Raw genomic sequence first — 10,853 nt, 5'->3', positions numbered from 1 at the left:
AATAATAAGAAATTACATGTTGATGTATTATACTTGACTTGTTTTCTCACCTTCTCACCCTCTCACTTTCTCACCTTTTCTCATTCTATTCCACAAAACAAGGACACCAACAGGGGTACTGACAGCTCGAGGGCTATGCCGTGCATGATGGCGGCAGGTATCATTTCTTTGCCCGAATAGCGGCTTATAGATGGCAGGAGTACGTCCATCGAGTTGATACCGGCGGCTGATATAGGGGCAAATTTGCCGAAAAACCTCGAGAATAAGGGGGCTCCGAGCAGTGATACCACCTCCCTTACGATGTTTGCGAGCAGTGCAAGCGTGCCAAGTTCGGTGGCAATCTGCACTCCGGCTGAGGCGCTTTTTAGTTCTGTTATGAGTACTGAAGATAACGAATAGTAGGCAAATCCGCTGCCTACGGCCAGGCAGTCGGCTGTGCTGCGGCCAGAAACGAACAGGCTGGCGAGCACTGAGAACAACAGCGTGCCGGCTATCGTGAAGAGCGGAAGCAGTAACATGCTGGGCCGGAAGCCGCGAATCATGTCTTTGAACTTGTCGTTGGAACCGATGCTTAGCCCCACTTGGAAAACCAAGATACACAGGATGGTCATTGTAATGCCTTTGGGCAGCAGCCATTGGGGTATGAAACCGCCGGCGCCGAGCGCCACCCCGAGGCCGAACATGGTCAGTACGGGCAGCGTTTCCTTCATTTTTCGCCTCCTTTCCTCTTCTTTCCGAACAGCAGTTTGTATGCGAAATACGACGCCAGCAGACTGCCTGCCGTGCCGAACGACGCCAGTATGGCGGCGTGTATGCCGTAACGTCCGAGATTGTTCATCAGTTCACTATTGTTACCTATGGATATGCCAAAAACGAAAAGCATGAATAGCACCGTGGCCGAAACGCTCTTGTCGATGTTCTTCAGAAATCCGCTGTTGCGGAAAACGTAGCCCGACGCAATGCCGAGCAGCAGTAATATCAATATGTTGAACATTGTCTTTCTGTTTGTTTCTTGTTGTTACACATGTTGTCTGTGCCCCTTCCGTTTGCTTGAGGATGGGCGGCAATAATTCCTGTCACCGGCGTTTTAACCGTCGGCGGCATGAGTATGCCTTGACGCATCAAGGCGAATGAAGAATGTTTGGAATAACAAACTTAGATGAAACCGCTGAACCAATGTACATGCACGATGAAACTGGCATGCCGCGGACAGTTTGTCCGTAGTAAGCCGTGGGCCATGCTATGTACAGTCTGTAGTTTCATCATTTATTTTCGGTCGTTTTTATTTGCGGCTGCAAAGGTAAACAAAAGAATTGGAATAAATGAATAAAAATACGAAAAATATTCTGTTTAGGTGTAGTTTGTGGTGATTCTCTGAATGGCTCATCATGACATGAACCGCCGTAGCTTTTCACCAGTAATGCAAAAGGCCGTCTTTAGCGTTGCTATTTGCCGTCTTTTAGTTCATAAAAGGTGGCCTTTTGCAAGGCAAAAGACGGCCTTTTGTAAGCTGATTCGTAAGTTGTTGTATTTCAATGAGTTATAAATGACTGATAGAACGGCACCAAACACATGAAAAATCGGTCATAAGCACGCATCTCGTTGCTTATGGCCGACGTATAATTTCGAGTTGAAATATTTACCTGAACAGCGGCAGACTGCTCAGCATGTCCCTTATCCGCATTGCCGTTCGTGGCATTGGCTCGGCCACGGTGAGCCCTACAAGGTCTTTTTCGGCGGCAATATCGTTGATGACTCTTGTCACTTCGGCCATCTTCATGCCGTCGGGCGATATGCCGACGGCGGGGATTATCTCTGCAGGGTCAAGCACGTCGAGGTCTAAGTGGACTACAACCTTCGACGCGCCGCAGGCCTTGAGCCATGCCGTCACCTCGTGGCTGTCGTGCGCTACGTCGGCAGGTGACAGGTGTTTAATGCCCAACTGCTGCTGGCGTTGCACTATCTCGTCCCTTTCCCAGTCTCTAAGACCAACGTAAAGAATCTTTGCAGGCTCGATTTTTGCGGGCAGTTCGGCCAGTATCTTACTGTCGCCCATGCCCATGCAGGCCGTCACGGCCATGGCGTGATAGCCCGTATAGACGTCTCCCGGGAGTGTGATGTCGGGGTGGGCGTCGACCCATACCATCGCGACATCGCCTCCGTACCTGTCGAAAAGATATGTAAACGGCACCACGCTGACCGAGCATTCGCCGCCGAGGGTGACTATCCTGTCGGGACGTTTTACCCTCAGTATGTCCATAGCTGCCTTGGTTTGGGCGGCAATGTCATCACGGTCGAGCACTCCGTCTGTTACTTTCCGTTCGCCCGGCTGCGTTGTTACGGGCACTGTGACCTTGTCGTGTCCGCAGTCGGGAGCGAGAAAGTCGAGCAGCATTGAGCCAAGCACGTAGCCCCGGGCAGCCTCGGCCGTGTCCTTTATTTCGGGTATCCATCTTGCGATGTCGCCTCCCTGCCATTGCGGGTAGATAAGTCTCAGTGTCTTGCTTTCGTTGTTCATACGGATTGTTTTTGCTGATATAATGCGCGTCTTGCGCCTGTGCGCGCGTTAATGCCTGTCCCTTTGCTCGGTAATCGGTGGCGTATGTCACAGGTCAAGGGTGATACCCTTGGCGTCAATCTTGTCGTACGTCTTGCCGTTTACTGTTGCGTTGACTGAGTTCTTGGCGCTGAACTCATGCTTTTCGGCGCTCACGTTTATGTTCTCCAGCTTCACGCCGTCGGTGTTGTTGATAACTATTCCCTCCTTGGCGTTGTTCACCTCAAGGTCGGTTATCTGCACATTCTTCACCGGCATTTCGGGTAATCCGTTGAAATAAGCGGCCCGGCGTGCCGTGCGGCATATCACGTGGTTGATGTATATGTCGCGGAAGCAGGGCGTGGTCTCGTCCACCTTGAATGCCTTGACGTTCTGCTGCTTATTCTCGTCGCCGTCCTCAAGGGCTTCAACGGCCGACTTTCCGCCGTAATACAGGTCGAACGTGATGGCGTCTGTCTGTATGTCGAACATTGATATGTTCTTTATATATATGCCTTCAACAACGCCTCCTCGTCCACGAGTACTCTTGAAGCGCAGGCCTACGTCAGTTCCGAGGAACTGGCAGTCGGACACATAGATGTTCTTTACGCCTCCGCTCATCTCGCTTCCGACAACAAATCCACCGTGACCTTTGAACACCGTACATCCGTTTACTATCACATTCTCGCACGGAATGCCGCGTTTGCGGCCGTCAGCGTCCTTTCCGCTCTTTATGCAAATGCCGTCGTCGCCAACGTCGAACGACGAGTTGACTATCAATGCGTTCTTGCACGACTCGAGGTCAATGCCGTCTCCGTTCTGCGCGAATGCCGGATTCCTTACCTGGACGTCCTCAACGAGCACGTTCTCGCACATCAGCGGATGTATGTTCCATGCTGGAGAGTTCTGGAAGATGACGCCGTTCAGCCATACGTTCTTGCATTTTACGAGGCTGACCATCACCGGGCGCAGATAATGTTTTATCTCGTTCCACTCAGCTTCTGTCATTTCGCCTGACGGAACGTTCATGTTGCTTTGGGCATCGCCTTTCAGCGCGCCTTCAGAAGGGAACCAGAAGTTGGGGTTCTTGAATGCTCCTCCGCGTGAGGTAAACGTTTTCCATTGCTTGTCGGTTACCTTTTCGCGCTTCACGGGACGCCAATACTCGCCGTTGCCGTCAATCACTCCCTGGCCGGTTATTGCCACGTTCTCGAGGTTAAAGCCTGATATCGGCGACTGGCAGCGGCGTGTGTTGAGGCCTTCGAACGATGTGTCGATGAGCGGATAAAGGTCAAGGTCGGGCGAAAAGAGTATCACCGCACCTTTATTAAGGTGCAGGTTGATGTTGCTTTTCAGCGTTATCGGGCCGGTGTACCATACTCCTTGCGGTACTATCAGCTTGCCTCCGCCCATCTTCTCGAGCGCGTCTATGGCCTTGGCGAATGCCTCGGTACACAGCGACGAGCCGTCGCCTTTGGCGCCGAAGTCCTTTAGATTTACTTTGTTTTGTGGGAAAACGGGAGCCGTAACCTGCTCCATAGTGAACGGTAAGTCCTTGTACAGATGGCTGTACTTAGCCTTTTCGGCTGCGTAGGCGCCTAATGCAAGCATGCAGGCGCACACAAGAATAAAGATTTTTCTCATTGTTTTTTGTAGTGTTTTTAGGGTTATTGTGGTTGTTAGGCTTTTTAGTCAAATGGTTGTTCAGGCGCTTTTGCCGACAGGCGGGGCTGTGATGAGGCTACGGGGTGTACCTGCTTTTACTTCTCTTCCTCAAAGTCTACGTATTCGCCTTCGTTCTTTGAGAAGATTTTACGCTTCGCTTCGTCGGGCGAACGGCGGTCAATGATTACCTCGTCGTCGGCGGATTGTGTTGTGTTACTGTATCCGCCATTGCGCCGTGTGCCGTTTTTGAAGTCGGCAAACTTCTGCTTTACCGCGCGGAATGAGCGGTATATGTTAAACGCGATGATGCCTACGACTATGAACGCGCAGAAAAACAGGAATATGAGAAAACCTATTATGGCTGACATTTGTTTATTTCTGTTTAGTGTTTGAGTATATGGAAAGAATCACGTACCAAGCTATGATGATGGCGAAAGCCGACATACGGAATATCAGCAGCAACGGAATGCAGGTCAGCAGGAACGTGTACCTGAGCTCGTTTCCGTGCCAACCCCAATGCTTGAACTTAAGGGCGAACATGGGGATTTCGGCTACCATGACATAGCTGCACAGCAAGACGAGAGCCAAAACTACGAAAATCATATATGGCGACGACTCCAGCAGACTGGCCGCACCTAACAGGAACGAGCCCCAGAACAGGGCGTTGGCAGGCGTTGGCAGGCCGATGAAGCCCATTGCCTGGCGTTCGTCGAGATTGAACTTGGCCAGTCTTAAAGCCGAGAATGCCGCCATTATGTACGCGAAGAACGGCAACACGGGGCGCAACGGCTCAAGAAACGCCGGATAGTCGAGCACTCCCAATACGTAGAACACCATCGTTGCGGGCGCCACTCCGAATGTAACGTCGTCGGCGAGCGAGTCGAGTTCCTTGCCGATTGGCGACGAAACACCCAACATGCGGGCACTCATACCGTCGAAAAAGTCGAACACCGCGCCAATGATGATGAACAAAAAAGCTATGCTGATCTGGCCGCCGAGGGCGAAAACCGTAGCCACGCAGCCTGAAATAAGGTTGCAGCAAGTAAGAGTGTTGGGGATGTGTTTTTTTATCATATGTACGGTTATACGGTTTTATGGTTGTGCGGTTATGCGGTTTTATGGGAGTTGCAGTGAATTGTTCTGCTGGCGGCAGTTATGAAAGTGTTGCCGTATAACCTCATAACCCCAAAACCGTAAAACCTTAATAATTTACTTCAACTTTGCTATTACGGTCTTGTCGCCCGTGGTGCACTGGCCCATCTTGACACAGACCTCGGTTCCGACGGGCAGGTAGACGTCCACACGCGAGCCGAACTTTATGAATCCTAAGTGCTCGTCAATGTAGCAATCCTCCTCCGCCTTGGCGTAAGTTACGATGCGACGGGCCACGGCGCCGGCTATCTGGCGGCACAATATCTCGGTGCCTTCCGGCGTTTCGAGCATGATGTCGGCGTGTTCGTTCTCCTCGCTGGCTTTCGGCAGCCATGCCTTATGGTAGTTGCCGTTCTGGTGGTGGACGAATTTCACTTTGCCGTCAACCGGAAACCAGTTGGCGTGTACGTTGAACAGGCTCATGAATATGCTCACCATCAGGCGCTTGTCGTGGAAATACTCGTCTTCTACTACTTCTTCTATTACCACTACCTTACCGTCCGCCGGCGCAACGACAATCTTTTCTGTATCGCCGTCGAAATAGCGTTTGGGGCAACGGAAGAAGTTGACGACTATGCAATAAATCACTCCGAACACGATTACGAATGCCCAGAAAGGAATTTTGCAGTCGACATAGAACCATAGAAGCATGGCGATTGCGACGTACGCCACCAGTCCGTAAACCAGTGTGTCCGTGCCTTCGCGGTGAAGTCTTACGTTCTTAAGTTTCCTTATTCTTCTTCCCATGGTAAGTCAATGAAGCATAAAAATCGGTGCAAAGGTACTCCTTTTTTATTTATTACCCAAATTTTTGGACTTATTCTTTCGCTATAAAGGGTTCCGATAACGCTCATTTTACTGCCTGTTTTGCCATAAATGATGCAAAAAATGACTTAAACATGCCATTTGCCTTGCTTTTTGAAACGTTATTTCCGCCAATTCCTTACCTCGTCGTAATTGCTTGCGCGCACTCCGTCGGGCGTTGTTCCGCGTCATTCAGGCATGCTGTCGGCATGGTGGGCTCAGCCTGGCGTGGCATATATACCGTGTATATTCGGCCGTGGTTTACGCCCTTGTCGTAACCCGTTGGTGTTCAACAGGTTAGTAAAAGGCCGCCTTTTGTGTTCCAAAAGACGGCCTTTTATAATGCGAAAGACGGCATTTCATGACTCGAAATGCCGTCTTTTGTTTTATTGTCTGTATTATTTCAACAGCTTCATTACCTTATTGAAGTATCTCTGCGTTCCCCTTACGCTGTATCTCAGGCCGCCGTTCCACGAGCGTATGGCCTTTTCGATGTTGTTCTGCGGGTTGTAGTGCGACTGGAAGAGTACGAACATCTCTTTGGATTTTGCCACGTTGAAGCGGTCGGATAACTTGTATCTCTTCTTGCTTTTCTTCTTTTTCAGAATGTTGTTGCATTCCTCCACCATTATTGGTGTAATCTGCATGGCACCGCATGAGTTACCGCTTACAGCTCTCGGGTTGCCTTCGCTTTCTACTTCTATTATTGCATCCATCACCGGATTCCAGTTAAAGCCGGAGCGTCCCGCCCCATTTTCGCTGGCAAAAGCGTTAGAGCTTGCCGTCAAGATAAATAATGTTACTAATACCTTTCTTATTAATTTATCCATATTAAGTTGTTTTTGGCACCTGAACCGATGAAGAACCAAGGAGTTCGCGACGTGCGGTTTGTATGGGAATAAAGGCCAAACCGTGTCTGGATGCCAGTTATAAACTAACGTGAATAGTGGCTTTCAAAACAAAAGAAGATTCACTATCCTGAACTTTTTACCGCTGCAAAGGTATGAAAAAAACTTATACGAGCCAAGTGTTTTGTCCGTTTTTTGAACATTTTAATGGTGAATTAATATTTTATATCACATTGAAAATCAATAAATTGGGATAAAATATTGTAAAGAAATCGGCAGTATTGAGCCTCTCGGACGTGCTTTGCCGACATGCCTGAAATGCCCGTCTGCACAAGCGTTTCGGCTATTTTTGCAGGTAAGTGTCGGGCTTTCTTTTGGGTTATTGTTGCGTTCGCTTTGGGCGATAAGAGGCCATGTGGTTGCGTTTGTCGGGATTTTTGCGTAATTTTGCAGAAGAAAACAGCAAAAATCACGTTAAGACAAGATAATATGTATTATGTTTCAAAGCAAATGGAGATAGCCGGCTGCCACCGACTTGACCTTCCGTATGACAGTAAGTGCCGCGCTATGCACGGGCACAACTGGCTCGTGACAGTGCATTGCAAGTCAAAAGAACTTAACGCCGAGGGCATGGTGGTTGACTTCAAGCACATAAAGGATAAAATCCACGGCTATCTTGACCATGGCGACTTCAACGAGTTGCTGCCGTTTAACCCTACGGCGGAGAACATCGCGCGGTGGATATGCGAACAGGTGGACTGCTGTTACCGCGTCGACATTGAGGAGAGCCGCAATAACAAGGTAACTTACGTCAAGGATGAAGACTGATAAGGTATGCGCGTAAACGAGATTTTCTATTCACTTCAGGGTGAGGGTTTCTATTCGGGGACGCCCGCCGTGTTCGTACGTTTCTCGGGATGTAACCTCAAGTGCTCGTTCTGCGATACGCGGCACGACGATTATGCCGACATGACCGAGGACGAAATAATGTACGAGGTGTCGAAATACCCTGCATGCCATATCGTCATAACTGGAGGCGAACCAGCCCTGCAGATAACCGCTTCGCTTGTAGGGAGACTGCATGCCGCCGGCAAGTACGTACAGATGGAGACCAACGGAACGAGCCGGTTGCCGGCGGACTGTGGCGTTGATTGGATTACATGTTCGCCCAAATACAGGCCGGTAAGATTGGAACACATCGACGAACTGAAGGTTATTTTCCAGTCGTCAGAGCAGGATATGTCCGTGTATGACCGCTATACGGCTGCCGTGTACAGCCTTCAGCCATGCGATGTGGGCGATGCAAAGGTTAACGCAAGGATATTGAAGGAGGCTGTGGAGTACTGCCTTGCCCACCCGAAGTGGCGTCTGTCATTGCAGACACACAAAATGCTGGATATAAGATAAAACGATAGCCATGGCGTTTTGATTCCATGGCTACCGTTAATGTCTTTTTGTAAGTTATTTACCTTCCCTTGCAGAATTCTTCTATTGCACGGCATACTATGGCTTCAGCCTCTTCAATCGAGCACTCCAGTCGTCCTCCGGAGGCGTTGAGATGTCCTCCGCCGTTGAAGTATTGCTCGGCCATAAGGTTGCAGGGGAAATCATCTACGGAACGAAGGCTTACCCATACGATGTTGTCATGTTCGGTATCTTCGCGCAGTGAGATGCTCAGCTTTGTGCCTTTTATCTGCAATGGCATGTTTACAAGTCCTTCGGCATCGCCCTTTATGTAGTGGAAGCGGCGCAGGTCTTCGCGTGTAAGGACGAAATAGCAAGCGTTGTGCTCAGCCATTACTACCATTTTCTGGTAAAGGACATAGCCCGTGAGCCTCATTCGCCACTCGCTGTAATTGTTGTAGACGTTGCGGTATATTTTGTCCTTGTTGATATGTTTGGTGAGCAGTTGGCTGATTATGAAGAATATTTCGGGGCGTGTGGAGTTGTAGGTGAAGCCGCCCGTGTCAGTCATCATGCCGCAGTAAAGTGGTACGGCGCACTTCTTGGTGACATTCTCGAAACAGCCGAGCTGCCATATCAGGCGGAACACCAGCTCGCAAGTGCTGCACGCCTCGGGGTGTGATATGCACATTACAGTGTCCATGTCGGGGTTCAGGTGGTGGTCAATCATCACCTTTTTAGCCTTGGCCTCCGTAATGTGTCCTGCCATTTTGTCCGTGCGGGAGGCGGTGTTGAAGTCAAGGCAGAATATAAGGTCGGCATCTGCCAGTATCTCGTTGGCGAAATTTTCGTGCTTGTCGTACCTTAGCAGGCGTTCCGTTCCCGGCATCCATTGAAGGAAGTCGGGGTATGCATCGGGTATGACTGCTACGGGAACCTTGCCTTGGGTGCGCAGGAACTCTGCCCATCCGAGCACGGAGCCGATGGCGTCGCCGTCAGGACTACGGTGGCAACACAATACTATTTTTTCGGAAACGTTGATTAGTTCGCGGAGCTGTTCCAGTTCCGCGGGGGTAAGCAAGTCGATGTTCATTCTGTAATAGTTGACAAGTTATCGAGCAGACAAGCAGGCAAGTGGTTTGCATTAAAGGTCATTCTTTCGTCAATCAGGCGAAAGTGCAAATCTCCTTGCCTGCTTGTTCCTTGTCTTTTGTCTGCTGTTATGTGTTAGAACAGCTTTTCGGGATATACTCCTTCGTTAATCAAGCTTTGTATTTTGTCTACTACGCTCTGGCGGTCGGCAGCGTAAGTTACGCCGAACCACTTACTTGTAGTGTCAAGAACCTTTACCGTTGCCGTGTTGTCATTGATGAGCTTGTTGACCATCAGCGGAATGAAGAATTCGGCCTTGGGGTTCGACATGTTCTTCGGGTCAGAAAGGAACTCCTTGAAGTAAGCCTCGCTGTGCTCGAAATAGTCGGGCGTGAAGCCCCACATGTTCATGGATACGGGCGTGTTGTCCTCTACGGCAACCCATTCTCCTTGCTCGTCCTTGTAGCATACGGGACCGTTGACGCGCATTATTTCCGTGCGCTCAACTACCGTTGTGAGGTTCTCGTCGGCGTCCTTTGAGCAGATACCGCGCGCAACCGTACCGTTTTCAGACAGTGTATTGCCTACACGGAAGCCCACCATTGCATAGCGGTTTTTGCTGCCTTCGGGCAGGTCAGCCAGGAATTTGCCGATAACCATGAATGCATCGCGGTTGTAGAAGTCGTCGCAGTTGATGACGCAGAACGGCTCCTTTATAACGTTCTTGGCCATGAGTACGGCGTGGTTGGTGCCCCACGGCTTAACGCGGCCTTCCGGACAGGTGAATCCTTTGGGCAGAGCGTCGAGGCTTTGGAAGCACAGCTCGGCAGGAACATGGCCCTCGTACTTGCTCAGGATTTTGTCCTTGAAGTCCTGTTCAAAATCCTTTCTGATTACGAATACAATCTTGCCGAATCCGGCCTTGATTGCATCGTAGATGGAATAGTCCATAATGGTCTCGCCGTTGGGGCCAAGGCCGTCGAGCTGTTTTAGCCCGCCGTAGCGGCTGCCCATGCCGGCAGCCAGCAGCAATAGTGTAGGTTTCATGTCTTAATGTTTTTAATGTCTTATAATATAATGTGGGATGTTATCCCGTAAAATCGCATATCAATATGCGCAGAACGGCACATGTGCCACCCTGCGCTTACGAATTGCAAATATAATGCTTTTTGTCCAAAGAATGAACTTTTGCCTATTATTATTGCTTAAAGAAGTGTATTTATTGCGATTGACGGGTTCTTCCGCAGTTTTGTTGGATGGCCTTTCAGCAAAATAAAATTGAGCACATCGAGTTTTTCTTTTAAAAGATTAAAAATCAATAGTTTTGTTATATAATTTGAAGTATGGATAAG

12 protein-coding genes are annotated in these 10,853 nt (G+C 49.6%); 2 read left to right on the top strand and 10 right to left on the bottom strand.

Features of this window, described 5'->3' with window-relative positions; genetic code table 11:
* Positions 1 to 80: 80 nt before the first annotated feature.
* The 8 genes from H6A34_RS11600 to H6A34_RS11565 form a co-directional block, all read right to left on the bottom strand.
* Entirely contained in the window at positions 81 to 710 is a 630-nt protein-coding gene (locus H6A34_RS11600) for a LysO family transporter (protein WP_205105647.1), read from the bottom strand.
* On the bottom strand, positions 707 to 994 hold the full coding sequence (locus H6A34_RS11595) for a LysO family transporter (RefSeq protein WP_021948390.1): 288 nt from the start codon (positions 992 to 994) through the stop codon (positions 707 to 709). Before H6A34_RS11595 ends, H6A34_RS11600 begins: the two co-directional genes overlap by 4 nt.
* Positions 995 to 1,639: 645 nt before the next feature.
* Positions 1,640 to 2,518: an arginase family protein gene (locus H6A34_RS11590; protein ID WP_205105646.1), complete on the bottom strand. Its 879-nt coding sequence runs from the start codon at positions 2,516 to 2,518 to the stop codon at positions 1,640 to 1,642.
* An 87-nt stretch (positions 2,519 to 2,605) separates the two neighbouring features.
* Complete coding sequence (locus H6A34_RS11585; RefSeq protein ID WP_205105645.1) at positions 2,606 to 4,180, bottom strand: glycoside hydrolase family 28 protein; 1,575 nt, start codon at positions 4,178 to 4,180, stop codon at positions 2,606 to 2,608.
* Between the two features lie 116 nt (positions 4,181 to 4,296).
* The gene (locus tag H6A34_RS11580; protein WP_021948387.1) at positions 4,297 to 4,569 is read right to left on the bottom strand and encodes a DUF4834 family protein; all 273 of its coding nucleotides are present in this window, start codon (positions 4,567 to 4,569) and stop codon (positions 4,297 to 4,299) included.
* A gap of 4 nt (positions 4,570 to 4,573) precedes the next feature.
* Positions 4,574 to 5,272, bottom strand: coding sequence for a CDP-diacylglycerol--serine O-phosphatidyltransferase (pssA, locus tag H6A34_RS11575; RefSeq protein WP_205105648.1), 699 nt, complete (start codon positions 5,270 to 5,272; stop codon positions 4,574 to 4,576).
* A gap of 138 nt (positions 5,273 to 5,410) precedes the next feature.
* Complete coding sequence (locus tag H6A34_RS11570; protein ID WP_205105644.1) at positions 5,411 to 6,100, bottom strand: phosphatidylserine decarboxylase family protein; 690 nt, start codon at positions 6,098 to 6,100, stop codon at positions 5,411 to 5,413.
* Positions 6,101 to 6,555: 455 nt separating this feature from the next.
* Complete coding sequence (locus H6A34_RS11565) at positions 6,556 to 6,987, bottom strand: transglycosylase SLT domain-containing protein (RefSeq protein ID WP_205105643.1); 432 nt, start codon at positions 6,985 to 6,987, stop codon at positions 6,556 to 6,558.
* 507 nt (positions 6,988 to 7,494) lie between these two features.
* Here H6A34_RS11565 and H6A34_RS11560 point away from each other — a divergent pair.
* Positions 7,495 to 7,833, top strand: coding sequence for a 6-pyruvoyl trahydropterin synthase family protein (locus H6A34_RS11560; protein WP_021948354.1), 339 nt, complete (start codon positions 7,495 to 7,497; stop codon positions 7,831 to 7,833).
* A gap of 6 nt (positions 7,834 to 7,839) precedes the next feature.
* The gene (locus tag H6A34_RS11555) at positions 7,840 to 8,412 is read left to right on the top strand and encodes a 7-carboxy-7-deazaguanine synthase QueE (protein WP_205105642.1); all 573 of its coding nucleotides are present in this window, start codon (positions 7,840 to 7,842) and stop codon (positions 8,410 to 8,412) included.
* Positions 8,413 to 8,470: 58 nt separating this feature from the next.
* Here H6A34_RS11555 and H6A34_RS11550 read toward each other — a convergent pair whose 3' ends face one another.
* Both H6A34_RS11550 and H6A34_RS11545 read right to left on the bottom strand, forming a co-directional pair.
* Positions 8,471 to 9,502, bottom strand: coding sequence for a DHH family phosphoesterase (locus H6A34_RS11550; RefSeq protein ID WP_021948356.1), 1,032 nt, complete (start codon positions 9,500 to 9,502; stop codon positions 8,471 to 8,473).
* Positions 9,503 to 9,636: 134 nt separating this feature from the next.
* On the bottom strand, positions 9,637 to 10,548 hold the full coding sequence (locus H6A34_RS11545) for a glycosyltransferase family protein (RefSeq protein WP_205105641.1): 912 nt from the start codon (positions 10,546 to 10,548) through the stop codon (positions 9,637 to 9,639).
* Positions 10,549 to 10,853 lie beyond the last annotated feature (305 nt).

It is taken from the genome of Marseilla massiliensis, from assembly GCF_016899855.1.
Classification (GTDB): domain Bacteria; phylum Bacteroidota; class Bacteroidia; order Bacteroidales; family Bacteroidaceae; genus Prevotella.
This window is presented reverse-complemented; position numbering and strand designations above follow the sequence as displayed.

Bases quoted from the DNA above. Each gene is read 5' to 3' on its own strand.
- H6A34_RS11600 (WP_205105647.1), bottom strand. From the start codon at position 710: ATGAAGGAAACGCTGCCCGTACTGACCATGTTCGGCCTCGGGGTGGCG.
- H6A34_RS11585 (WP_205105645.1), bottom strand. From the start codon at position 4,180: ATGAGAAAAATCTTTATTCTTGTGTGCGCCTGCATGCTTGCATTAGGC.
- H6A34_RS11595 (WP_021948390.1), bottom strand. From the start codon at position 994: ATGTTCAACATATTGATATTACTGCTGCTCGGCATTGCGTCGGGCTAC.
- H6A34_RS11545 (WP_205105641.1), bottom strand. From the start codon at position 10,548: ATGAAACCTACACTATTGCTGCTGGCTGCCGGCATGGGCAGCCGCTAC.
- H6A34_RS11555 (WP_205105642.1), top strand. From the start codon at position 7,840: ATGCGCGTAAACGAGATTTTCTATTCACTTCAGGGTGAGGGTTTCTAT.
- H6A34_RS11580 (WP_021948387.1), bottom strand. From the start codon at position 4,569: ATGTCAGCCATAATAGGTTTTCTCATATTCCTGTTTTTCTGCGCGTTC.
- H6A34_RS11565 (WP_205105643.1), bottom strand. From the start codon at position 6,987: ATGGATAAATTAATAAGAAAGGTATTAGTAACATTATTTATCTTGACG.
- H6A34_RS11570 (WP_205105644.1), bottom strand. From the start codon at position 6,100: ATGGGAAGAAGAATAAGGAAACTTAAGAACGTAAGACTTCACCGCGAA.
- H6A34_RS11590 (WP_205105646.1), bottom strand. From the start codon at position 2,518: ATGAACAACGAAAGCAAGACACTGAGACTTATCTACCCGCAATGGCAG.
- H6A34_RS11560 (WP_021948354.1), top strand. From the start codon at position 7,495: ATGTATTATGTTTCAAAGCAAATGGAGATAGCCGGCTGCCACCGACTT.
- H6A34_RS11550 (WP_021948356.1), bottom strand. From the start codon at position 9,502: ATGAACATCGACTTGCTTACCCCCGCGGAACTGGAACAGCTCCGCGAA.